The 22,867-nt window shown below is 38.9% G+C and carries 24 protein-coding genes and 1 pseudogene; 18 read left to right on the forward strand and 7 right to left on the reverse strand.

Annotation, left to right across the window (positions count from 1 at the left end):
- Positions 1–6 precede the first annotated feature (6 nt).
- From xylB to MHH91_RS20825, 6 genes and pseudogenes are all read left to right on the forward strand, one after another.
- The gene (gene xylB, locus MHH91_RS09265) at positions 7–1,506 is read left to right on the forward strand and encodes a xylulokinase (RefSeq protein ID WP_014471855.1); all 1,500 of its coding nucleotides are present in this window, start codon (positions 7–9) and stop codon (positions 1,504–1,506) included.
- A gap of 230 nt (positions 1,507–1,736) precedes the next feature.
- The gene (locus tag MHH91_RS09270; RefSeq protein ID WP_014470364.1) at positions 1,737–2,435 is read left to right on the forward strand and encodes a glycoside hydrolase family 11 protein; all 699 of its coding nucleotides are present in this window, start codon (positions 1,737–1,739) and stop codon (positions 2,433–2,435) included.
- A gap of 301 nt (positions 2,436–2,736) precedes the next feature.
- Positions 2,737–5,337, forward strand: a complete 2,601-nt coding sequence (gene ppsA, locus MHH91_RS09275; protein ID WP_014470363.1) for a phosphoenolpyruvate synthase — start codon at positions 2,737–2,739, stop codon at positions 5,335–5,337.
- A gap of 374 nt (positions 5,338–5,711) precedes the next feature.
- Positions 5,712–6,248 (forward strand): TetR/AcrR family transcriptional regulator, encoded by a 537-nt coding sequence (locus MHH91_RS09280; protein ID WP_014470362.1) that lies wholly within the window; start codon positions 5,712–5,714, stop codon positions 6,246–6,248.
- A 183-nt stretch (positions 6,249–6,431) separates the two neighbouring features.
- Positions 6,432–7,454, forward strand: a complete 1,023-nt coding sequence (locus MHH91_RS09285) for a 2,3-butanediol dehydrogenase (RefSeq protein WP_013352381.1) — start codon at positions 6,432–6,434, stop codon at positions 7,452–7,454.
- A gap of 432 nt (positions 7,455–7,886) precedes the next feature.
- Positions 7,887–8,053: pseudogene (locus MHH91_RS20825) on the forward strand (hypothetical protein); the annotation flags it as partial.
- A 170-nt stretch (positions 8,054–8,223) separates the two neighbouring features.
- Here the strand turns inward: MHH91_RS20825 and MHH91_RS09290 are convergent.
- The 4 genes from MHH91_RS09290 to MHH91_RS09305 all read right to left on the reverse strand — a co-directional run bounded on the left by MHH91_RS09290 (position 8,224) and on the right by MHH91_RS09305 (position 10,954).
- Entirely contained in the window at positions 8,224–8,346 is a 123-nt protein-coding gene (locus MHH91_RS09290; protein ID WP_038462791.1) for a PhrK family phosphatase-inhibitory pheromone, read from the reverse strand.
- The gene (locus tag MHH91_RS09295; protein WP_013352382.1) at positions 8,343–9,458 is read right to left on the reverse strand and encodes a response regulator aspartate phosphatase; all 1,116 of its coding nucleotides are present in this window, start codon (positions 9,456–9,458) and stop codon (positions 8,343–8,345) included. Before MHH91_RS09295 ends, MHH91_RS09290 begins: the two co-directional genes overlap by 4 nt.
- Positions 9,459–9,970: 512 nt before the next feature.
- Positions 9,971–10,069, reverse strand: a complete 99-nt coding sequence (locus tag MHH91_RS09300) for a YjcZ family sporulation protein (RefSeq protein WP_014470361.1) — start codon at positions 10,067–10,069, stop codon at positions 9,971–9,973.
- A 462-nt stretch (positions 10,070–10,531) separates the two neighbouring features.
- Complete coding sequence (locus MHH91_RS09305; RefSeq protein WP_013352390.1) at positions 10,532–10,954, reverse strand: hypothetical protein; 423 nt, start codon at positions 10,952–10,954, stop codon at positions 10,532–10,534.
- 330 nt (positions 10,955–11,284) lie between these two features.
- Between MHH91_RS09305 and MHH91_RS09310 the strand changes: the two genes are divergently transcribed.
- Positions 11,285–11,794, forward strand: a complete 510-nt coding sequence (locus MHH91_RS09310) for a DinB family protein (RefSeq protein WP_013352391.1) — start codon at positions 11,285–11,287, stop codon at positions 11,792–11,794.
- A gap of 150 nt (positions 11,795–11,944) precedes the next feature.
- Here the strand turns inward: MHH91_RS09310 and adhP are convergent, their stop codons facing one another.
- The gene (gene adhP, locus MHH91_RS09315; RefSeq protein WP_013352392.1) at positions 11,945–12,961 is read right to left on the reverse strand and encodes an alcohol dehydrogenase AdhP; all 1,017 of its coding nucleotides are present in this window, start codon (positions 12,959–12,961) and stop codon (positions 11,945–11,947) included.
- A gap of 863 nt (positions 12,962–13,824) precedes the next feature.
- Here adhP and MHH91_RS09320 point away from each other — a divergent pair.
- The 11 genes from MHH91_RS09320 (at position 13,825) to MHH91_RS09370 (ending at position 21,376) form a co-directional block, all read left to right on the forward strand.
- On the forward strand, positions 13,825–13,944 hold the full coding sequence (locus MHH91_RS09320) for a hypothetical protein (protein ID WP_014470359.1): 120 nt from the start codon (positions 13,825–13,827) through the stop codon (positions 13,942–13,944).
- Between the two features lie 28 nt (positions 13,945–13,972).
- The gene (locus MHH91_RS09325; RefSeq protein ID WP_013352395.1) at positions 13,973–14,263 is read left to right on the forward strand and encodes a YozQ family protein; all 291 of its coding nucleotides are present in this window, start codon (positions 13,973–13,975) and stop codon (positions 14,261–14,263) included.
- Positions 14,264–14,578: 315 nt separating this feature from the next.
- Positions 14,579–14,977 carry a UPF0715 family protein gene (locus MHH91_RS09330; protein ID WP_013352396.1) on the forward strand — a complete coding sequence of 133 codons (399 nt, stop codon included), beginning with the start codon at positions 14,579–14,581 and terminating at the stop codon, positions 14,975–14,977.
- Positions 14,978–15,120: 143 nt separating this feature from the next.
- Positions 15,121–15,876: an N-acetyltransferase gene (locus tag MHH91_RS09335; protein ID WP_013352397.1), complete on the forward strand. Its 756-nt coding sequence runs from the start codon at positions 15,121–15,123 to the stop codon at positions 15,874–15,876.
- Positions 15,877–16,018: 142 nt separating this feature from the next.
- The gene (locus MHH91_RS09340; protein WP_013352398.1) at positions 16,019–16,561 is read left to right on the forward strand and encodes a GNAT family N-acetyltransferase; all 543 of its coding nucleotides are present in this window, start codon (positions 16,019–16,021) and stop codon (positions 16,559–16,561) included.
- A gap of 279 nt (positions 16,562–16,840) precedes the next feature.
- Positions 16,841–17,200, forward strand: a complete 360-nt coding sequence (locus MHH91_RS09345; RefSeq protein WP_014470358.1) for a hypothetical protein — start codon at positions 16,841–16,843, stop codon at positions 17,198–17,200.
- A 126-nt stretch (positions 17,201–17,326) separates the two neighbouring features.
- Positions 17,327–17,725, forward strand: a complete 399-nt coding sequence (locus MHH91_RS09350; RefSeq protein WP_014470357.1) for a DUF3902 family protein — start codon at positions 17,327–17,329, stop codon at positions 17,723–17,725.
- 79 nt (positions 17,726–17,804) lie between these two features.
- On the forward strand, positions 17,805–18,284 hold the full coding sequence (locus tag MHH91_RS09355; RefSeq protein ID WP_013352400.1) for a DUF4944 domain-containing protein: 480 nt from the start codon (positions 17,805–17,807) through the stop codon (positions 18,282–18,284).
- Between the two features lie 344 nt (positions 18,285–18,628).
- Entirely contained in the window at positions 18,629–19,258 is a 630-nt protein-coding gene (locus MHH91_RS09360; protein ID WP_013352401.1) for a DUF3885 domain-containing protein, read from the forward strand.
- Positions 19,259–19,486: 228 nt separating this feature from the next.
- The gene (locus MHH91_RS09365; RefSeq protein ID WP_014470356.1) at positions 19,487–20,560 is read left to right on the forward strand and encodes an LLM class flavin-dependent oxidoreductase; all 1,074 of its coding nucleotides are present in this window, start codon (positions 19,487–19,489) and stop codon (positions 20,558–20,560) included.
- Positions 20,561–20,755: 195 nt separating this feature from the next.
- Positions 20,756–21,376: a lytic polysaccharide monooxygenase auxiliary activity family 9 protein gene (locus MHH91_RS09370; protein ID WP_013352403.1), complete on the forward strand. Its 621-nt coding sequence runs from the start codon at positions 20,756–20,758 to the stop codon at positions 21,374–21,376.
- Positions 21,377–21,537: 161 nt separating this feature from the next.
- Here the strand turns inward: MHH91_RS09370 and MHH91_RS09375 are convergent, their stop codons facing one another.
- Together MHH91_RS09375 and MHH91_RS09380 are read right to left on the reverse strand one after the other, a co-directional pair.
- A complete protein-coding gene (locus MHH91_RS09375; RefSeq protein WP_016935991.1) occupies positions 21,538–21,627 on the reverse strand; it encodes a YjcZ family sporulation protein in 90 nt (29 codons plus the stop codon).
- A gap of 416 nt (positions 21,628–22,043) precedes the next feature.
- Complete coding sequence (locus MHH91_RS09380; protein ID WP_013352404.1) at positions 22,044–22,580, reverse strand: hypothetical protein; 537 nt, start codon at positions 22,578–22,580, stop codon at positions 22,044–22,046.
- Positions 22,581–22,867 lie beyond the last annotated feature (287 nt).

Genomic DNA, 22,867 nt, shown 5'->3' on the forward strand with positions numbered 1-22,867 from the left:
AAAAAAATGAAGTATGTCATTGGAATAGACCTTGGAACGAGTGCTGTTAAAACCATTTTAGTTAATCAAAACGGCAAGGTTTGTGCGGAAACGTCCAAAAGTTATCCGCTCATCCAAGAGAAGGCGGGATATAGTGAGCAAAATCCTGAAGACTGGGTGCAGCAAACAATTAATGCATTGGCTGAATTGGTTTCAATATCCAACGTTCAAGCCGAAGATATTGACGGGATAAGCTATTCAGGACAAATGCATGGGTTAGTCCTGCTTGACCAAGATTCGCAGGTGTTGCGTCATGCGATTCTTTGGAATGATACCAGAACGACGCCTCAATGTATCAGAATGACGGAGAAATTTGGTGATCGACTGCTTGACATCACAAAGAACCGTGTTCTGGAAGGGTTTACATTACCTAAAATCTTATGGGTGAAGGAACATGAGCCTGAACTCTTTAAAAAAGCTGCTGTTTTTTTGCTTCCGAAAGACTATGTGAGATTCCGCATGACTGGAGTCATTCACACCGAATACTCCGATGCGGCAGGAACTTTGCTTTTACATATTACCCGCAAGGAGTGGAGTGATGAGATTTGCAAACAATTTGGTATTTCAGCGGATATTTGTCCCCCGCTCGTTGAATCCCATGATTGTGTGGGATCACTGCTTCCGAACGTTGCAGCGGAGACCGGGCTGTCGGATAAAACAAAAGTGTACGCTGGGGGAGCAGATAATGCTTGCGGTGCTGTTGGAGCCGGTATCCTTTCTCCCGGAAAAACATTATGCAGTATTGGGACGTCAGGGGTCATACTTTCCTGTGAAGAAGACAAAGGAAGAGACTTTAGAGGGAAAGTGCACTTTTTTAATCATGGAAAAAAAGATTCTTTTTATACGATGGGAGTCACGCTCGCTGCAGGATACAGCTTGGACTGGTTTAAAAGAACGTTTGCACCAAACGAATCGTTTGAGCAATTACTGCAGGGGGTGGAATCTATTCCGATAGGAGCAAATGGACTGCTGTACACTCCTTATTTGGTTGGTGAGAGAACGCCGCATGCTGATTCATCCATTCGGGGAAGCTTGATTGGAATGGATGGAGCCCATACAAGAGAGCATTTTTTGAGGGCAGTAATGGAAGGCATCACATTCTCTTTACATGAATCAATTGAGCTGTTCCGTGAAGCGGGAAAATCAGTTGATACTGTTGTTTCTATCGGCGGGGGAGCTAAAAATGAAACGTGGCTTCAAATGCAAGCAGATATTTTCAATGCGCGGGTGATTAAGTTAGAAAGTGAACAAGGTCCAGCCATGGGGGCTGCTATGCTGGGTGCCTTTGGAAGCGGGTGGTTTGAATCCCTTGAAGAATGTGCAGAGCAATTCATTCGTGAGGCAGCTGCATTTTATCCGAAAGAACAAAATGTTCAAAAATATAAAACACTATTCGATTTGTATAAGAAAATTTATACTCACACAAAGGATCTCAATACAGCTTTGCAGAGCTTTCGAAAAAACTAATGATAAGTGTGGTTCGTAATGGGCTGTGAAAACTTTTCTGACATACCTACAGCTGCAACACAGATAAGTTGGTGTTAATAAGATTGAAAGCGGCTTCAAAAAATCATTGAATGCAACTCTATTTCCTATACATTAACCGATCTGGCTGCCTTCTTTTGAAAGGTGGTGAGGATAAACAAAACATGACGGTAAGACCTGAATACAATCTGATCAAACGGGAGGAATGCCAAATGAAACAAAAAAGAATGAAGTTTTTATTAGCAGTTTTATTTAGTCTGGCGCTGACATTACCTGCATGGTCCGCACAGGCGGCAACTACAATCACCTCAAATCAGACTGGCACACAAGATGGCTATGACTATGAATTGTGGAAGGACTCTGGGAATACCAGTATGACGCTTAATAGCGGCGGTGCGTTCAGTGCCCAGTGGAGTAACATTGGGAATGCTTTATTCCGAAAAGGCAAGAAATTCGATTCAACGAAGACTCACTCACAACTTGGAAACATATCAATCAATTACAACGCAACCTTCAATCCCGGGGGGAATTCCTATCTGTGTGTTTATGGATGGACGAAAGATCCGCTCACAGAATATTATATCGTCGATAATTGGGGCACCTACAGACCGACTGGAACGCCGAAGGGAACTTTTACTGTTGACGGGGGCACATATGACATTTATGAAACCACTCGAATCAACCAACCTTCCATTATAGGTATCGCCACCTTTAAACAGTATTGGAGTGTCCGGCAGACAAAACGAACGAGCGGAACCGTATCTGTCAGCGAACATTTCAAGAAGTGGGAAAGCTTAGGGATGCCAATGGGTAAGATGTATGAAACCGCGCTTACGGTAGAAGGATATCAAAGCAATGGCAGTGCTAATGTAACTGCAAATGTACTGACTATTAGCGGAAAATCCTTTTAGGTTCTGATTCAAATTCTGATGTGGTATCAGTCTAAACGTACGATGAAATCGGAAGGTATGATATTTTTGTAAACCTTTTCGCGTTCTTTCCCTGGATGAGATCGCTTTGGGATATAGCGGGAAACTAAGAAAGAACCTGGCCAATTAGGCCAGGTTCTTTTTATATTGCGCAAAAACAGACACGGTGATATAATCAGTCTACGTGCGCTTTCTTGATAAATAGTTATATATGTCCATCTTATATTATAATTATATCATGCTAGGAAGCTCTTGTCAATTTTTTTTGAAGGGAAGATGCAGAATGAGTTCTTTGGTACTTGGTTTACATGAAATGGAAAAAACACAGCGTTTGCTCGTTGGGGGAAAAGGGTTACATTTAGGAGAATTATCAAAAATTCAAGGTATACAAGTCCCAGAAGGATTTTGTGTCACAACAGCAGGATATCGAAAAGCCATCGAACAAAACGAAACGTTACAATCGTTGTTGAATCAATTGACCATGCTGAAAGTTGAGGATCGAGATCAAATTGGTAAAATCAGCAGAAAAATTCGGCAAATCATTATGGAAGCAGAAATTCCTTCCGATGTCGTTGAGGCAGTTTCTCACTATCTCTCCCGGTTTGGCGAGGAACATGCATATGCCGTACGTTCTAGTGCGACTGCTGAAGATTTACCACATGCCTCTTTTGCCGGTCAACAAGACACCTATTTAAATATTATCGGCGTCGATGCAATCTTGCAGCATATCAGCAAATGCTGGGCTTCCCTATTTACAGATCGCGCGGTGATCTATCGGATGCAAAATGGATTCGGCCACAGCCAAGTTTATTTATCAGTTATCATTCAAAGGATGGTGTTCCCTCAGGCTTCGGGGATTTTATTTACCGCTGATCCGATTACCTCCAACCGAAAGGTGTTATCCATCGATGCCGGTTTTGGACTTGGTGAAGCATTGGTCTCTGGGTTGGTCTCTGCCGATTGTTATAAAGTACGGGACGGGCAAATCGTCGATAAGAGAATAGAAACCAAAAAATTGGCTATCAATGGACGAAAAGAAGGCGGAACAGAAACACAGCAAATCAATCCTGATCAGCAAAAGACTCAAACACTGACTGATGAACAAATTTTACAGCTGTCACGCATAGGAAGACAGATCGAAGCTTATTTTGGCCAGCCGCAAGATATCGAATGGTGTTTGGTCCGCGATACTTTTTATATTGTCCAGAGCCGTCCGATCACAACGTTATACCCCGTTCCTGAAGCGAGCGATCAAGAAAATCACGTCTATATTTCTGTCGGTCATCAACAAATGATGACAGATCCCATAAAACCGCTTGGATTGTCTTTTTGGCTGCTGACTACTTCTGCACCCATGCATAAAGCTGGCGGAAGATTATTTGTTGATGTCACACATCATCTGGCATCACCTGACAGCAGAGAAGGATTATTAAATGGCATGGGACAGCACGATCCGCTCTTAAAAGACGCACTTATGACCATAATAGAGCGACGGGATTTCATTAAGTCGATACCTGATAAAACAGCACCGAATCCCTTCAAAGGCAATACAGATATGCTGGCTCAAGTTGAAAACGATCCGACAATAGTTACGGATTTGATCAAAAGAAGCCAAACATCGATCGAAGAGTTAAAACAAAATATCACAACGAAATCTGGAGCGGATTTGTTTGAATTTATTCTGGAAGATATCGGGCAGCAATTAAAGAAGATTTTATTTGACCCAAAAAGTTCGGCTGTAATTCGAGCTGCCATGAATGCTTCATCATGGATTAACGAAAAAATGAACGAGTGGTTAGGTGAAAAAAACGCAGCAGATATGCTTTCTCAATCTGTACCGAGCAATATTACTTCGGAAATGGGTTTGGCATTATTGGATGTGGCAGATGTGATACGTCCTTATCCAGAAGTCATTGATTATTTACAACAGGTAAAAGATGATCACTTTATGGATGAGCTGGTTAAGTTTGAGGGCGGGCAGGAAACCAGGGACGCTATTGATGATTATCTCAACAAATACGGAATGCGGTGCGTCGGAGAAATTGATATTACAAGAACTCGATGGAGCGAAAAACCGGTTGCACTTATCCCAATGATTCTAAATAATATCAATAACAGTGTGCCTAATGCCAACCATCGGAAATTTGAGCAAGGGCGACAGGAAGCTTTGAAGAAAGAACAAGAGTTATTAGATCGATTGAAGCAATTACCGGATGGTGAACAAAAAGCCAAAGAAACAAAACGAATGATCAGCATCATCCGGAATTTCAGCGGGTTTAGGGAATATCCGAAATACGGCATGGTCAGTCGCTACTTCGTTTATAAGCAGGCTTTACTGAAAGAAGCCGAACAACTCGTGGAAGCGGGCGTTATTCATGAAAAAGAAGACATATACTATCTCACTTTTGAAGAACTTCATGAAGCCGTACGCGCAAATAAACTGGATTATCAAATCATCAGCAAACGAAAAAACGAGTACAAATTATATGAAAAACTATCCCCGCCGCGTGTTATCACGTCTGATGGTGAAATCATTACAGGCAAGTACAAACGAGAAAATCTTCCCGCCGGTGCGATTGCAGGTCTGCCTGTTTCCTCCGGAGTTATAGAGGGGCGAGCACGTGTCATCTTAAATATGGAAGATGCTGATCTGGAAGAGGGAGATATATTAGTCACCTCCTTTACTGACCCCAGCTGGACACCGTTGTTTGTATCCATAAAAGGTCTGGTCACCGAAGTTGGCGGACTGATGACCCATGGAGCGGTTATAGCGCGTGAATATGGCTTACCTGCAGTTGTCGGAGTTGAAAATGCTACCAGATTGATAAAAGATGGGCAGCGAATCCGCGTTCATGGAACAGAAGGCTGCATTGAAATATTATAAGCCGTCAGATACCCCCTTCATATGCCCTAAACTAGGGGTTACTGGTGATGGAAGCAGCATTTGTACCAATGATAAAAAGTTTCCACTGAACTGACAAAGATCAAACAATAAAAAAAGCTGGAACCTCTTAAGGAGGATTCCGGCTTTTTTTATGGGGAATGCCCTTGTAGCTGGGCTTTTATTTGGACATATTATAGTAGGACAAAAGAACAAGTGCAGGAAATTATAAAACCTTTCCGCTTCACATGAGTCCAGGTTTATTTTATTCTTCTCGTTTCATAATTATTATTAATTTAGGCATAAGAAAATAGGATTATGCAAACTATTAAAATTTCAATCATTACTTAGGAGTTAAATATAGGAGGAAACTTGAATTGAGTAATTTTACACGTTTACGCACACAAACCATAATAAAGGATGCGTTTTTGGAGTTATTAAAAGAAAAAACATTTTCATCTATCACAATTAATCATATTTGTGAAAAAGCAATGATTCATAGAAGCACATTTTACCGTCATTATGAAGATAAATATGAGCTATTTAGTGATGCATCAAATTCCATCGCGATAAACCTCTTTGAACAAACAAAGGGAGGTTTAGATCAAGAACATACATTGTTTGAGGAAATAATCGAATACGTAGATCTTAATCGGGAATTGTTTTTTAATCTTACCAGTAAAAATAATAGCCTTGAGTTATACGAAAAATTGATTCAATTTGGTGCAGAAAATTTATATGAAATTTCAATGGAATATAATGATCCGCTTTCTAAACAAATCCAAAATTCTGATTACCCAATGGTACTATGCGATTTCTACTGCAGTGGTTTTTTTGAGATTATAAAAAAATGGTTAAGCAATGAATATTCATATACAAAAGAAGAATTAATTCAGATTTCTAAGAATTTATAGATTAATGAACCACTTTAAAACACATGTCTCACTTTGAGACATGTGTTATTTTTTGCTCATCGTTTTCGTCAAAACCTGTGATAGATTAATGAACATAGCAAAGGAGGAAAGGAGTTATGAGTCAAGTAAGAGCAAAAGAAAATTGCTTTCATGCTTGAAAAATGAATTAAAGGAGGATTTTTGATGAAAGCTGCAGTGTGGTATGGTGAAAGAGATATTCGTATTGAGGAAAGAGGAACGAAAGAATTACAACCAAATGATGTAAAAATTAAAGTGGCATGGGCTGGTATTTGCGGTTCTGATTTGCATGCATACTTGCATCCAGATTCAGTACCAATGAATAAGAAGACGGTACTTGGACATGAATTTTCTGGTGAAATTGCAGAGGTTGGCTCTCATGTAACAAAATTTAAAAAAGGTGACAGAGTATGTATCTACCCAATGATGCTTAAAGATCCTTCAAATGCTGAAACTGAACGTTTCATCACTTTAGACGCAGTTGGTGCACAAATCGACGGAGGGTTTGCTGAATATGTGATACTTCCACAAAAAACGATTTTTAAAATTCCAGATCATTTACCGCTAGAATTGGCAGCCATGGTTGAACCAGCAGCTGTATCTTTCCAATCCATTAAGGATTCAAATGTAAGAGAAGGCGATACTGTCGTTGTCTATGGAGCAGGTCCTATTGGGCTATTTGCTGTTTTAGGTGCAAAAGCTGCAGGCGCGTCTAATATTATTGTTATTGATCTATTTAATAGTCGACTTGATAAAGCAACTGAAATGGGTGCGACACACGTTTTTAATGCTAAAGAAGTAAACCCTGTTGAAGAAATTCGAAAATTATTCCCAGATGGAGCAGATGTTGCAATTGAAGCTGCAGGTGTCGAGTCAACATTTCACCAAGCTATTCAATCAACTAAAGTTCGTGGCACAATGATGGTTATCAGCTTCCACACGCAAGATATCCAATTTAATGTTCCTGCTTCACTAATCTTTAGTGGTGCAAAATTAATGGGGTCTGTAGGATACAGCAATGAAACTTACAATGAGGTCATTGAATTATTTGCTAATGGAAGATTACCCGCGCAATCAATTATTACAAGTAAAATTGATATAGATAATATCGCTGAACAAGGGTTTGATGCGTTAATTAATGATAAATCTCAAGCAAAAATTCTAGTTAAATTAAGTGGCGCACATTAATTTAAATATTGGAGCTTACCTTTTGCTTATGTGGTGATGAAAGTCGGATGGCTCAGGTGTAAAAGATACCTTTTGTCAAGCATATCAAGCATTTATGAAGTCAGTTAACAAGAGACAAGGAGTTGCTTGAATCATTTGTAACTTGAAGGACGATACAAGATGTTTAGGCTGGAATCTGAATTTTTCTTTAACTAATGAATTTTTTTCGAATAAGTGTTACGTTAAACAAGAAACCGAATTATTAAAATCCCGTATTTTTAATTAATATGGGATTTTCCCGTTTTTAAATAAACTGACCTTATATTTTAGAAAAATCTCACGTAAAATTAAATTTAAACAGGCTTAGCTGGATAGGCATGGGCGGGACACAGGGAAATTTTATTACCCCACATTTAAATTGAACCTTTGTTCTTGTTTTGGTCGAATAAAGAAGAGTTGAATTGGAAGAAATTTAGAATAATAATGTTTCAACTGTATTATCATGTATAGGGAATTATTTGTCGGAAATTGGCGCTCCCCGAGGAAGGGGTTAAAGCTGTTCTCTTGGAGATTTGTGAGGAAGTCGCAAGAAGGCACGTGGACATAATAAAGTTGGTCAAAAGTGAGCTTTGCAGTGGATGTCATCGAACCAAAACAATAGTTGAGTTTATTTGAATTGGATAATGAAAAGAAAAGAAACACCTGAAGGAACTGCGCTTTCACAGAGATGGGCTGACTGGTGGAGACAAAATAAAAAGCCCACTCATATGAGCAGGGCTAAATTCATTTTTTAACCTCCGACTGGCCTTTCAGCTACTTGGATGTTAGATGGTGAATCCGTACTCAATTGCGTTAAAGCTGCCCCGCTTAAAATTACAGTTAAAATAGATACGCAAAGCACAATTTTTTTCATAAGATTCCCTCCACCTGATTCATTTTCTGTTCAGCCCAAATCTTTTCATTGAAAAAGCTTGTTGCTTCTTCAAAAGCACCTATTGATTCAAACCTTTTTGCAGCTAAGTAGGCCAATTCATCTACACTTTCAAGGTCATTTTGTTGTTTTAAAAACTCAATATAACGAATGCAATTATTGAAGTTATTTTTTAACTCACCACAATAAAGGTGGTATAGGATGCTGATTTTGGCTTCGTATATCTTATTCTCCATTAATATGAGTCTTCCCTGTGCTTTATTGTAAAAATCAATGGCTTTCATTTTTTCGTCAATTTTAAATAGCTCCTTAATCATCATGAATAAAGAATTTATATAATAAATTGAATTCAACCAGGATTCATTTCCTACAGCTTTTTCAAGAGATTTAATGCATTTATCAGGTTTGTCCCAATCAGAATAAACAATGCTAAGGTTGTGAAATAACTGAGATTCTAAAAATTCATCTTTTGTTTCTTTTGCAATATCAATTGCTTCTAAGTAATATATTTCTGATTCCTCAAACCGTTTCATATCAGCATAGTTTGCAGCCGCAATCATTGTTGAAGTAGCCAGTTTGCATTTATAATCAGGGTGTCGTTTATATATTGTAATTGCATTCTTTATATAGTGTTGTGCCACAATGCTTTGTTTAACTAGAGTGTATAAGTAGGAGACTTTGGAGTAAAATTCAGCTGCTTCGATTTCATCTGGAATTTCTGCAAGTTTTTTCTCAGCTAATCCATATAAGTTAATTGCTCGATCATAGTTTTTGTTGTATGCCTCGTACATTCCTTCAAATAAATAAAAGTTATATTCCAATTTATCGTTTGTTCTTTTTATGAAACTTTCATTGTCTGCAGTGAAATAAGTGTGTTTTGGTAATGGTTCTCCACGTGAGGAATGCAGTAACATTTTATGTCTTTCTTCTAACAAACTGTAATATGCAAGAACTTCTTGATCCTCTTCCATCTCATCAAACAGTTTCTTTATCTCTGAGTAATATTTTATTGACTCATCTACCTTTTGTTTCTTTATAGCAATGTACCAATCATTCAGTGTAGTTGCAACAACTTCTGAAGCGATCTTGCTCATCCAAACCCCTCTTTCTGAAAATTTCAAAAATCTCTCGAGGATAATCATAACATAGCTATTGAAAAAATTGTAAAAGGATGTAAGGTTTTCGGGGGTTTCTCATTTGAAAATCCCTTACTCTCATTACGAGGAGGAGATCGTTTGTTTAATTTATTGATTTTAACTGAGCAAGCCACTCATCTAATGTTCCAATGAATCCTTGCTGAACAGCTAAATCATATGCAGATTTTCAATCTTTACCGGCAGCACCTGTTGCGCCAGTATCACCTTTGTCCCTCCAGAAACATAAGAGCGCCTGGTTGCTTTTCCCAAGAAAAGTTCGTGCTTTGTTTAGCTATTGAGATTTTGTATGTAGCCAAATCAAGACAATAGCAGCTATAGAAAGGGAGAAAACTCTCCTAATATTTATTTATCTGTTTTCAAAAGTAAAAACGCCATAAAAAGATCTTATGGCGTCTGTCCGAACTGAGAGATGCAATTTTCTTGGGAGACGAATATGGTTCGTCAATGTACTAATAAAGGAAAGAAGCACCTACAATGATCAACAAAATGAAAAGCACAACGATCAATACGAAAGAGCTTCCACCATAATTTCCACCGTAGTTTCCCATATTGCCACCTCCTGTTGTTAGGATAGTATATAATATGCCGAACGATAAATTTCGACATAGATGTAAGTCTAAAGGAGAAAAAATGAAGATTTTGTCTAAATTGAGGGTTAAAAAGAAGGATTGATGAATGAAATATCACTTTCGGTTCTTAAGCAATGGACATGAATGTTTAGTTAAGAGTAAGAACCTTTAAAGAGGGGATGCCATTTTACCTTTGCGATTTCTTAATTGGAACATGTTCACTCCTTTAGGAAGTTACCTCGCATGAATGAATAAGGTAAGGGAAATAAATCAGAAATAATGATTCTTCATTTCCCGGGCAAGCGCAATATACGACAAATAACAAAAAAGAATCAAATGAGTGGAAGTGCGAGGCCGTTTGGAGACACATTATCTATCAGGTTTGAAGAGAATGGCTGGCTGTAAAAGGAAGTCGGCAAAACAGCCGACTTCCTAAAAAATTTAAATCTCAACAGATCTAAAGAAACCATCGACACTATCACCAGTGCCGCTATCATATTTCAGGAGGTATTCTCCTTTTTGGTTAACACTAAATTCTTGAATAAAAGTTTTCCCTGCATTCAGTGTCGTAGTGGATAAGAGTGTATTCCCATTAGGATAATAAATTGTGAATTTGAAAGATTTGCTGCCGTCATTCGCAACAAAAACTCTGATTTTCCCCGGAGAGCTGCCCTGATAGTTGAATGAAACCTTACCAGTACCACCAGAAAAAGGCTGACAAGCAATATACGGAGCGTCACATGACCAGCCAGCAGGTTTCATGACTTTATCTTGATTTGGCAAGGCTTTTGCAGATACATCTGCAGTCCCCATCAGTGGAATTAATCCAAAAGCAAGAGCACCGGCAATAATTTTCTTTTTCATTAGTATTCCTCCTCTTAATAGTGAATATGATACAGTTATATATTTACAATATTTATAAAAAAATCCCTCCTTTTTCAGTCTAAGGAAATAAGGAAATTTTAAGGTAGACAAAAAAATGTCATAATATACTGGAGCAGACTGGTTCAAAGCATGAAGATGATTTCACCCCCATGTTCTGAAGCCAAACTTATAGCAGAACCGGCGCAGCTGCAATCAAAATTAATCGCTGAAGCCGAAAAAATAATGAAAGTTTATAAACATGTATGACAATCTGCTGTCATACATCTTTTTTTATAATGCAAGTATCAACTTAAAGGAGAAGATGTTTAAATGAACCATGCGAAAAATATGTATCAGTACCATGTTTGGGCGAATAAGGCGCTATTAGAAAGAATGAAGGAATTACCAAGCGGCGTTCTTTACGAAGAGGTTCGCAGTTCATATCCTACAATTGCACAAACGTTTAGTCACATCTACGCGGCGGATGTTATGTGGCTGCAAGTACTTAAAGGAATAGACATGCAGGAAGCATTAGAACCTTCTATGGCTTATGCAGAAAGGTCTCATTTATATTCTGCAGAAGAATTTACTAAGTCTTATGAAGAACTGGCTTCACAGTTTGAAGAATGGATTAATAGCCAAACAGATTTCGAACAAAAAATAAATTTGAAGAATCCTTGGTTAGGTTCCAGAGAAACTGCTTACTCAGAAATTTTATTCCATGTTGCGAATCACGGTACTTATCATCGAGGTAACATAACAACTATGTTAAGACAACAAAGTTACGCTTTGGCAATGAATGACCTTTCTTTATATTGGTATCAGGATGAGGCCAGATAGTCATTGCAAATTAATAACCGTCAAGCGGCTCTTAAAACTTCTTTTTTAAATTGGCAAGTCTCTTTCAGTCAAGATGGGGCAATGAGCAAGAATAGAACCAAAAGCTGCCGGCTTATTCCCGGCAGCTACAATGATTAGAAATCTTATATATTAACAAGTAAAATCTATAACCATACGGCCGGTCACTTTACCTTGCTCCATTTCTTCAAATATATCATTCACGTCTTCGATCGGGCGCTTTGTCACTTTAGGTACAACTTTACCGTCTGCAGCGAATCGGAAAGCTTCCTTCAGGTCTTCTCTGGTACCTACTAATGAACCTACTACCTGAATTCCATCTAACACAAGACGGGGAATATCTAAGTCCATCTTATCTACCGGTAAACCGACAGCAACTACTCGCGCTCCTGCTTTTACAACATCAATCGCTTGATTGAAAGGGGTTTTAGAGACAGCGGTAATGACCGCAGCATCAAGTCCTAAATCGCTGGTCACTTCTTTAGCCTTCTCGACAGGGTCTTCGTTTAAACTGTTTACAACCGCGTCAGCACCTAAGCTCTTAGCAAAATTCAACTTTTCATCGCTAATGTCGAAAGCAATCACTTTAGCGTTAAAGACATTCTTTGCATATTGAACAGCCAAGTTGCCCAAACCGCCGACTCCAAATACACCGATCCATTGACCAGGCTTAATTTCACTGACTTTTACTGCTTTATAAGTTGTTACGCCTGCACAAGTAATGCTGCTTGCTGCTGCCGGATCTAAATGTTCAGGCACTTTCACTGCATAATCAACCGCTACGATTGCTTCTTCAGCCATCGCGCCATCAACTGTATAGCCGGCATTTTTTACATCACGGCACAGGGTTTCACGGCCTGTTAAGCAATATTCACAGCGGCCGCAGCTTTCAAACATCCACGCAATAGAGACGCGGTCTCCTTTTTTCAGGCTTGATACGCCTTCACCAATCTCGGTTACAATGCCTATTCCTTCATGACCTAAAGTGACGCCTGTCACATCCCCGAAATCAGCATTTTTAACATGCAAGTCAGTATGACATACACCGCAGTATTCCATCTTAACTTTGGCTTCACCATGTCGCAAAGGACGTAATTCTTTTTGTACGATCGCTATATTTTTGTCTTTCGTCGCTATTACGGCTTTCAAAAAATACACCCCTTTCATTTATTGGAAAAATAATACTTGGATTACAATTTAGCACAATAACCTCCTTTTGAAAACCCTTACATTTATTTGCAGACAAGTGTTTCTAAAAATCGATTGAGGCGGCATGCAGGGAAGTTCCCACGGATTTTTTGTCGTCTTCCATGAACGGAATTTCCATAGTATAGACACGCTCTCAAAGGAGGCCGCGAAGTGCACCAAATCGTTTATTCCCTACGGAGCCGACGTAGATACACAAGAAAAAGCTGACAGAAAATCCCCATCTCATTAGAAGGGGATTGTTTTTTGTGAAGTACGTATCATCGGATTGTTAAAATTGTATAATCTGGAAGAGGAGGAACAAAAGATAAGCATAAGGTCAGCTTTAAAATGACAGAGAATGAAGCGGGATTTTTTATGGCCGATGACACAAATGAGCGGTATTGGCCGACTAAGCTGGGGTACAGGTTTACCATTTTCAATGCAGAAGGCTGTACGTTGAATGTTAAACTTCAGAGCGAATCACGCTGGCAGGGTATGAGTTTACTCTTAGTGAAAAGAATTTTACGGGTAATCACTTACATTTAAGCGCATCTGACAAGGTGAATGGTGATGCAAACAGAAACCATTACTTAAAGATCACAAAAGGAGCCGGATGCGGTGACGTATGGATTAAAGGCTTTTACGGTTTCGAACATGATGAGCCGGATGAAGATTGGTGAGCCTGATACATAGTCGAGGTACATCCTTGACCTTTTTTGTCTGAAGCTTCTTTTTTAGAAAAATTCATTGAATAGTGCATGAATATGATCTCCATAGACACAATACAAACAGACTATATTCTATTGGTAAGGGAGTGAGAACCAATGAGCAAAAAAGGAATTCAAAATTCAAGTATTGAACAATTGAAAAAAGACCATGAGACCGAAACAGCTTTTAAAGCGGATGATCCCAAACAAAGTTCAAACCGTAAACAAATGAAATAACAAAATTTTTTAATATGGAGTGAATAACATGGCTGAAAAAAATGGAGCAGACAGACCGGACGACTATAAAAGATTTTCTTCTTTGGATAAGGATTATGATTTTCAGCAGCAATCATCGGCCGGCGACACCAAAACAAACCAGGCAGACACGGAAACACAAACTAATCATAAAGAAACTGAAACAACAAATGTCGCTGGAAAATATTTTGATTCATCAGATTATGAGGGAACAACGCAATTGGAAAAAGGATTGGCTGAAACACATGAACAAGTCAGCGATGACTATTTTGAAGGAACTATTGATCAAAACTTGGAATAGTCATATAACGGGGCTTTCTTGAAAGAGTTAGTTCCGTTTCACCATTCAAAGAATGTCTTGGGTGATTTTTTGAAAGAGCGCGGCTGACACCATGTAGGATTACTACAGGTTACAAGATCATAGTCAAGGTATAACCTTGACCTTTTTTCATGCCATAAAATTTACAGGTATTTAGATATTAAACTGATTGAATTGCTGATCTGCAAGAAAGGTCTAAAAAAACATAGATCTTTTAAAGCGATCAATATATACTGATTTAAACAATGGGGAGAAATTGTAAATTCGAGACCTTAGTTTAAAAAGCAGGTGAAATAAATGAAAATGGCGACTTGGAGCAAAATCAAATGTTATGCTCTCACATTGGCTTTTTCAAGCTTCTCGTATGGTTTGATCTTCGGATTGTATATGTTTGTATACTCAGGTTTTGTGCCGATTGCATTAATCACGGTAGTTATCATTGCTTTTTACGCGTTCATCACTTACTTTTTATTTGCTGTTCCTGTGCAGTTATGGCTAAGAAAGAAGCCTGAAAAGTTTAGGTTGATTCATCTTTTCATTTATACAGCAGCCGCTTTTTTAGCTGTGTACTTGTTTTGGTGCATTGGCAATCCGTCTATTGATGTTAGAGTTTTCGAGAATTTCATTTATTACATAATGAGCATTGTTGCTGCGCTAATATATTGGTTTTGGGACTCTATATTTCTGCGAAAGTAGTGTGTTTTATAGACAATTTATATCGCCGGGTAAAAAAGACGGACCGAAACTACTAATATAGATGCTCACTCATTCCGCCATGCCCAGTCTGCATTGTACAAGTTGAAATCATGTGATGAATCCAGAAAGCAGGTGAGGAGAAAATGGAATACATTGAATTGAAAAAGGAGAATATTGATGACAATCATATTTGCTGCGCATTAGGTGCGAAACAATATGAGGGGGCGGTAAATGAAAAAAAGAGCTGGCTCAAAGATCGAATGGCTGATGGCTTGGTATTTTATCGATTAAACGAACGGGCAAAAGTTTTTATTGAATATTTACCTGCAGAAAAAGCGTGGGTTCCGATAAGCGCACCTAATTTTATGTTTATTAATTGTCTTTGGGTGTCGGGGAGATATAAGAATAACGGCCATGCGAAACACTTGCTAGATAAATGTGCGGCAGATGCAAAGGCCCGCGGTATGGATGGAATCGTTCATATAGTCGGTAAGAAAAAACTCCCTTATTTAAGTGATAAGCAATTCTTCGAGCATATGGGATTTACTTTGCAAGATGAAGCAGAACCCTATTTTCAGTTAATGTCATTGACCTGGAATGAACATGCAGCTCCTCCTGTATTTAAAAAACAGGTTAAAAGTTATTTCGTTAATGATGAGGGCATCACAATATTTTATACAGCTCAATGCCCATTTGCAGTCGGAGTGTTAGAGGATTTAAAGAAACTGACTGAAAAGAAAGGGCTTCATTTTCAGGCCCATCGATTATCCTCAAAAGAAAAGGCGCAAACATCACCGGCCATCTGGACAACTTTCAGCGTGTTTTATAATGGAGAATTTCTCACTCATGAAATTATGAGCGTGAATAAGTTTGAAAAATTACTCAATAAGCTTAATTAATGGCTTAATTTGATTATTATCCATATTATAAGAAATGAGGATGGTTTTAAAAAACCGTATAGTACAAATAGATTGAGATAGTTCTTTAACAAACGGGCGAGGCCTGTTGAAGATGTTCATTTCAAAAATAGGAGACTAACAAGTGCAAAAAATTGAAACCCACCGCTTAATTTTAAGAAATTTTACCGAGGCAGATTCGCAAGGCCTTTTGGAATATTCGGCACATCCGAGAGTGAACTGCTTTCTTGATGACAGAATTTCTACGATAGAAGAAGCTTCCTTAACCGTTCAAAAAAGAAGCAGAGATGATTCTTATATTGCAGTTTGTTTAAAAGACAGTAATGATTTGATCGGAGAACTATTTTATTTAAAAGAAGAGCCTGATACTTATTCCGTTTGTTGGAATTTCAATGCTCGATTTGAAGGGATGGGATACGCCAGTGAAAGTGCAAAGGCTTTCTTTGAGTATCTCTTTATGCAAAAAGACGCAAGAAGGCTTTATGCATATGTTGAAGATGATAACTACAAGTCACAAAAATTATCTGAAAGATTAGGTATGCGTAAAGAAGGTTATTTTCTTGAATTTATTTCATTTACGAAATACGAGGATGGAACACCTAAATATGAAAACACTTTCCAATACGCACTGCTAAAGAAAGAATGGTTAAACCAAAAACATAGTTAATAGAATTTGTGGGGAAATAATCTCCCATTTTCCTCCTGCGTTTATGAAGAAATCTTTAGCTGAATAACGAGCACAGCAGCTTTTTGTCCAGGCGGCTGTTTTTCATATCTCTTCTATTTCGTTCAACACGAAAAAAACCTTGCCGGAGGCAGGTTTTTTTGCATTTAAGTTAAATTCTTCAATTAAATTACCGATAATACCAATGGATTGCGAAATTGGAGAAAAATGCTTAGTTTAGTAACGATCAAACGTTGTAAAATTCGAGAGAGGGTGAATGTGATGGAAGGCCTAAATAACTCTTACAATATCACGAAAGATCCGAAGTTTTTAGCGTTTTGCAGTTTAGCGACAGAAGGTGCAGGAATCAGTTCGAATCAGCAATGTTCAATTAATTTTGATGAATTTAAAGATGCGCTGGAGAATGGGAAAGTGGTTGATCATAAAAACCTTAAAAGCAGTTCAGAGTTACATCACCAGTTCGATTACTGGAAGTCCAGAATAACTGGAGGACGAGCTGTAACTGAAACTGATAATCAAGTGTTGGCTATAATCAAACAAGCATACAATCTTGGAATGGTTACGAAAGATAATATGCTTTTGAGAAATCAAGCAATGAACGCGTATAAAACATCTATTTAATTTTTAAAAAGTCCCTGCCGTCAATCTCATTGGAAATGATGGGGAAGTACATCTGCGTTCAGTTAAAACTTATTTGAAGATGGTTTTTATTGTATTGCTCACATTAATTATGATCAGGAGCTAATGATGAGAAGGCGTTGTCCGAAGTCGTTGCTAAAAAATAAAACGTATGATGAAAGGAACTCTGACTTGAAGTCAAATTTAGTTTCGCTCGTATTAGCTTTGATAGGATTTATATTCAGCATTTATATGCAATCAATGGCTTATTGGAGCAATGACTCAATGCTATGGTATTGGATCGGCGCGATTTTGTCGTATATATTTGCTGCCGGAGCAGCAGTTACTCTGATTCTTAACAAAAACAAAGACTCAGTTCTATCGATAAGTTGTCTCATTTTAATGATTGTAACTGTTATGCTTTTTTTAGTCACAATTTTTTGGACGACTTTTATCATGATCGCGTGGCAATCTGCTAAGGGGGAATATGGCCTTATTTTTCGTATTTTTTTGATGACTGGAATCTGAACCTCTATTTATTAAGTTTTTGAATTTAAATGTAACAATTCTAATGTCCATACGTTCTAAATGATAAAGGCGGGATGCAATGAAGAAGTATAAAGTCATTAAAAAATTGCTGATTATTATCACTGTTCTGACCATAACGGCCGGAATTGCACTGTTTTCTTTAATTTCAGGAGAGAAAGTCAAATATATCGGCTATAGCCAGAACAAGACGTGGGAAGCGTCAATTGAAAAATCAGGCAAGACCTCTATCGGTCCTAATTATTTCTTGAATTTGTACTACAGAGGCAATAAAGAGAATGAAAAGAAAACGGTGATTAAGAGATTAACATTATTTATTGACGGCCGGAAATATGAAGAAGATAAAGACTATCATCTTTCAGAATACACTGGAGAGAAATTAGAAGGCGGCGGAACGGGGGAAGATCATATTCAGACGTTTGAATATATGCCGGAAAATGAAGTAATCGGTCATGAAATCACTGTTGAAGCAGCATGGAAAACCGATCATGAGTCCTATAAAGAAAAATTTAAACTGAAAAGAATACATTGGTATGACTGAAGTAAAAAGGGCGGTATAACCCTCTCTTTCATCCAAAACCATTAGTTTTGTCTGTTTTTTCTCGATTTTCTAAATTGATCTGGGTCGATAAAAGAGTCACTTGCTGCTTATGTATAAGAAAGTAATACCCTGGAATGTGTAAAATCAATGAGCAGCTTCGGAAATGGAAGGGTCCGCAGTGGAGGTGAGCTTGTGAAAAAAGGATCAAGATGAATGTGACCAGCATCCATCCTGATCAATGGGGTTTACAGTGTTCTATTTCATTGTATTCCAATCGGAATAATATTACAACAGCGAAAAAGAAAAAAGTGAGCCGATCAATAACAGAAAGTGAGTCTGTTTAAATGGAAATAAAGGATTATCTGAAGGAAAGGTTTCCAACTCTAAAATTAATGCCCGGCATTTATCACCAATGGGGCGTTGGGATCCATTTTTCTCTTGGCGGCAATATGTATCAATTTGATGAAAGCGGGGGTTTGAATCTTGATTATTTTCAGCTTGTCCATCATCAAACTGCCGCTATTTTCGATGAACTGTTTGAACAAAATGATGACTTATTTCTTGTTGCAAATGTATATAAGTACAAAACTAAGGATATTTACGCAAGAAAATTAAAAATTTATCAGCCGTTTCTGAAGTGTAAGGATGATTTATATCGGATTCAGGTGAAAACATGCCCGTACCCGTTTGAAGCAGATGATGCAGAAGAATACGAAATGCAGCAGTTTTCTTTAATATGTAAACGGAAAGATTTGCGTATTACTCAATTACTTAAGGCAGCTGCCCACGAAGATTTTCCGCTGAAGCCAAGATTCGGGGGTTACTCTGTTGATTATCCCGATGTTTTCTTTGTGAATATCACAAAAGACATTATTTTCTTTATATATGATGACAGAGGGTGTGAAGTCATCGCTCGTGATGCCGGAAGAATACGTCCGCTTTATGATCAATATCATGATTGGATTGAAGATTGAACGCATGACATGAATTCGAATGGCTGTGTTCTTGCTCGGGACGGTATCCCATCCGGGTCTATCCGGCAGCAGGAATCTAATGAGCAGAGCATAAGCATAAGGCGGCCAGAAACATCGGAACTTCTGGATTCTAGTCTGTTGTATTTATTTGGATGAATTCCTTTTTGAAAACGGCTGAATAGAATAACAAATAAAAGCTTTTTTTACACAGTGCAGGAGGAGAGAAATGTGAGGGCTGAACATCATGATTGTATGGAAATTGGAATTTATTCATTTGCAGAATTATACCCCGATCCTCTGACAGGGAAAACAGTCAGCGCAAAGCAACGGTTAGATGAATTGATAAAGCTGGCAAAATTGGCTGACGATGCGGGTCTTGATGTATTCGGCGTAGGCGAGCATCATCGTCTGGATTATGCGGTGTCATCGCCGCCCGTCATCTTATCAGCGATTTCACAGCTCACCGAAAACATTAAGCTGACGAGTGCCACGACTGTATTATCTACCGAAGATCCCGTTCGTTTATTTGAGGATTTTGCAACACTTGATCTGATATCAAACGGCCGGGCAGAAATCATTGCGGGACGGGGGGCATTTTTAGACTCGTTTCCTCTTTTCGGTTATGACGTGGGTCATTATAAAGAATTGTTTGAAGAACACATTGAGCTTTTTTTAACATTAAACTCCGAGGAAGAAGTGATTACCTGGAAAGGATGTTACCGGCCGCCGCTTAACAATGCAGAAATTTCCCCGCAGCCTTTTCACGGAAGCATTCCGCTGTGGTTAGGTGTTTCGGGCACTCCGGAAAGTGCGGAACGGGCCGGAAGTGCAGGGGCCGGTCTGGCATTAGCTGTACTGAGCGGTGATCCGAGGTCATCTAAACCGCTTGTTGACAAATATCGGGAAGCGGCTTCTAAAGCCGGTCATCCGCCGGAAAATGTGAAGGTTGCCGTAACCGGACATACGTTCATTTCAAAAACGAATGAACAGGCAATACAAGAATTTTATCCGTATCATTCTAATTACTGGTCCCGTGTACATTCATATCACGGGATTCATGAGCCTTTAACGAAGGAAGACTTTGAGCGGGCAGCCGGTAAAGAAACAGCCTTATTTGTGGGAAGCTCACAGCAGATCATTGAAAAAATCATGCACCAATACGAGCTGTTCGGACATCAGCGGTTCCTCGCGCAAATCGATATAGGCGGTATGCCGTTTAAAAAAGCCGCGGAAAACATCGAACGATTAGCAACAGAAGTAGCACCGGTTATCCGAAAAGAAACCAGTAAAGCAAGCGATTGAATGAAGTCAGGCGGAGCGGGCCGGTTTTTCGACCACAGAAACGGCCCGTCTTTTTTTATGATTATAAAAAACAAAGGGAAGAGCGCAAACCTCATTGCTTTTTCCTATCAAGAAAAGGAAGGTCTTTTCATTCTCCATCGTGAAATGTATATACTGAAAGGTTTTCATTAACAAAAAAGGGAGGATGACGTAGAGATGAAGGGTTTAGTCAAAGCTGCAGTTTTAACTGTTACTCTTGGTATTGGAGGCGCTTTCTATTCAAGTGATGCGTCTGCACACGGGTATATAAAAGAGCCCGTCAGCAGAGCGTACATGGGGGCATTAGAGAAGCAAACAATGGGCTGGACGGCTGCTGCGCAGAAATATGGCTCCGTCATTGATAATCCTCAGTCTGTGGAAGGGCCGAAAGGATTTCCGGCTGCAGGTCCGCCGGATGGTAGAATTGCGTCTGCAAACGGAGGATCTGGACAAATTGATTTCGGTTTGGACAAGCAGACTGCAGATCATTGGGTAAAACAAAACATCCGCGGCGGCTTTAACACCTTTACTTGGCACTACACCGCACCTCATGCGACATCAAAGTGGCACTATTATATCACCAAGAAAAACTGGAATCCGAATAAACCTTTGTCAAGAGATGAATTCGAATTAATCGGGACGGTAAACCACGACGGCTCCAAGGCAGATACGAATCTGACTCATAAGATTTTTGTGCCGACTGATCGAAGCGGTTACCATATCATTTTAGGGGTGTGGGATGTTGCGGATACTTCTAATGCCTTCTATAACGTCATCGATGTAAACCTCACAAAATAATCTATGAAATTACTGATCGGCAGCATGTTCATGCATTGCCGATCTTTTTCGTTTGAAAAAGTTAGTTAAATGAGGAAACAGCAAAGCGCCATAAAAAATTCATTATGGCGCCGTACGATCATGAAGGTGCTGCTCACATGGATGCAGAGGCAAGGGGACTCTTAATAACCGCCGAGGAAAGAAGCCCCGACGATGATTAATAAAATGAATAGCACCACGATTAACGCAAAGGAGCTACCATAACCGCCCATATGATCTCACCTCCCTTAAGAGGATTAATACATATTATGCTGAATGTAAAAGTTTGATAGGGATGCTAGTTTATTTTTCTGAAAAATTATAAAAAGAAATGAAAAAATCGATAGAGGAGTATGCAGAACTTTAAACTGATAAGACGTCATTAAGCATTCTTTCAGCTGTGCTACCTGCGGAAGGAGTTTGATTGTAAGAAACGATTCCGATAATCACTAACAAGATGATCAACACCAATATACTCCACAAAGTTATTTTTAAAAATTTTGACATGACGCACCCTCACTTTGAAACACTTTACTGGGTCCGCGATCGGAGGCCCGCACTTCAAGTATAGTCGTTATAAGGGTGAAAAATGTGTAACAATCCGGTGCAATAAAAAAACTTGCGGTGCGCAGCCGCAAGTTTTTTCGTGTTAAGGTCTGTGGAATTCAATATGCTGATTATCACGATCGAACCAGCCTCTGAATGCCCAGTTAATCCAGCCTCCGTCTCCCTTGTTATCAAAGGACCCGTCTTCGAAGACCCAGATTCCGTAAGTAATGCCGTCATAAACGGCTGATCCGTAAAATTGAACGCCGTTAAAGCGGTCTTCGTATTCTTGATTTAAATTAAACACCATGACGTTATACTTCTGTCCTGATGCGTAAAATGTTGTTTCCATGACATTTTTTACCCAGCCGGTTCGATTTTGATTTGATTTAACCGCTTCAGCAATGCGATCAGAGATTCCGAGAACATCTACGTCTACATTCAGCCCGGCATCCACACCTGCTGCTTTCACGTTTGAGTCTGCTTTTTGGGATAATTTACTTTCTAACGGATTTGCAACGGGTGCAACTTGAGGCGCATTCGCGTGTTCAGACTGACTGGCTGCTGAGGCACTGGCTGTGAAAGGAATTGTTAGAGATAAAGCTAAGCATGATCCGATTGCTGTTCTGGCGATTTTCATGACTATGACCTCCTGAGGGAATTTTTTGAAAAATTGTTGCAAATTCATGGTAGCGCAGAAAAATTAATCAAGCAAAGAGCACATCCTCTCAAATGTCATGTCATTCTATTTGTGTTGTTTTCTGTAAATAAAATACTTTTAATTCGGCGGGGATGGGAAGAAGATAATAGAATGCTTTTATGTATCGTGATAGGATGACCGGATTTTAGGTGAAAATGGCCCGGAAACCTGAACTCTTTTGGCTGTATTCCTTCCATGCCTATACAGAAACGCATAATAACAAAAAC

Source organism: Bacillus sp. FSL K6-2819 (assembly GCF_038008305.1).
GTDB lineage: Bacteria > Bacillota > Bacilli > Bacillales > Bacillaceae > Bacillus > Bacillus amyloliquefaciens.

Bases quoted from the DNA above. Each gene is read 5' to 3' on its own strand.
- xylB (WP_014471855.1), top strand. From the start codon at position 7: ATGAAGTATGTCATTGGAATAGACCTTGGAACGAGTGCTGTTAAAACC.
- MHH91_RS09270 (WP_014470364.1), top strand. From the start codon at position 1,737: ATGAAACAAAAAAGAATGAAGTTTTTATTAGCAGTTTTATTTAGTCTG.
- ppsA (WP_014470363.1), top strand. From the start codon at position 2,737: ATGAGTTCTTTGGTACTTGGTTTACATGAAATGGAAAAAACACAGCGT.
- MHH91_RS09285 (WP_013352381.1), top strand. From the start codon at position 6,432: ATGAAAGCTGCAGTGTGGTATGGTGAAAGAGATATTCGTATTGAGGAA.
- MHH91_RS09290 (WP_038462791.1), bottom strand. From the start codon at position 8,346: ATGAAAAAAATTGTGCTTTGCGTATCTATTTTAACTGTAATTTTAAGC.
- MHH91_RS09295 (WP_013352382.1), bottom strand. From the start codon at position 9,458: ATGAGCAAGATCGCTTCAGAAGTTGTTGCAACTACACTGAATGATTGG.
- MHH91_RS09300 (WP_014470361.1), bottom strand. From the start codon at position 10,069: ATGGGAAACTACGGTGGAAATTATGGTGGAAGCTCTTTCGTATTGATC.
- MHH91_RS09305 (WP_013352390.1), bottom strand. From the start codon at position 10,954: ATGAAAAAGAAAATTATTGCCGGTGCTCTTGCTTTTGGATTAATTCCA.
- MHH91_RS09310 (WP_013352391.1), top strand. From the start codon at position 11,285: ATGAACCATGCGAAAAATATGTATCAGTACCATGTTTGGGCGAATAAG.
- MHH91_RS09320 (WP_014470359.1), top strand. From the start codon at position 13,825: ATGAGCAAAAAAGGAATTCAAAATTCAAGTATTGAACAATTGAAAAAA.
- MHH91_RS09325 (WP_013352395.1), top strand. From the start codon at position 13,973: ATGGCTGAAAAAAATGGAGCAGACAGACCGGACGACTATAAAAGATTT.
- MHH91_RS09330 (WP_013352396.1), top strand. From the start codon at position 14,579: ATGAAAATGGCGACTTGGAGCAAAATCAAATGTTATGCTCTCACATTG.
- MHH91_RS09335 (WP_013352397.1), top strand. From the start codon at position 15,121: ATGGAATACATTGAATTGAAAAAGGAGAATATTGATGACAATCATATT.
- MHH91_RS09345 (WP_014470358.1), top strand. From the start codon at position 16,841: ATGGAAGGCCTAAATAACTCTTACAATATCACGAAAGATCCGAAGTTT.
- MHH91_RS09350 (WP_014470357.1), top strand. From the start codon at position 17,327: ATGAGAAGGCGTTGTCCGAAGTCGTTGCTAAAAAATAAAACGTATGAT.
- MHH91_RS09355 (WP_013352400.1), top strand. From the start codon at position 17,805: ATGAAGAAGTATAAAGTCATTAAAAAATTGCTGATTATTATCACTGTT.
- MHH91_RS09360 (WP_013352401.1), top strand. From the start codon at position 18,629: ATGGAAATAAAGGATTATCTGAAGGAAAGGTTTCCAACTCTAAAATTA.
- MHH91_RS09370 (WP_013352403.1), top strand. From the start codon at position 20,756: ATGAAGGGTTTAGTCAAAGCTGCAGTTTTAACTGTTACTCTTGGTATT.
- MHH91_RS09375 (WP_016935991.1), bottom strand. From the start codon at position 21,627: ATGGGCGGTTATGGTAGCTCCTTTGCGTTAATCGTGGTGCTATTCATT.
- MHH91_RS09380 (WP_013352404.1), bottom strand. From the start codon at position 22,580: ATGAAAATCGCCAGAACAGCAATCGGATCATGCTTAGCTTTATCTCTA.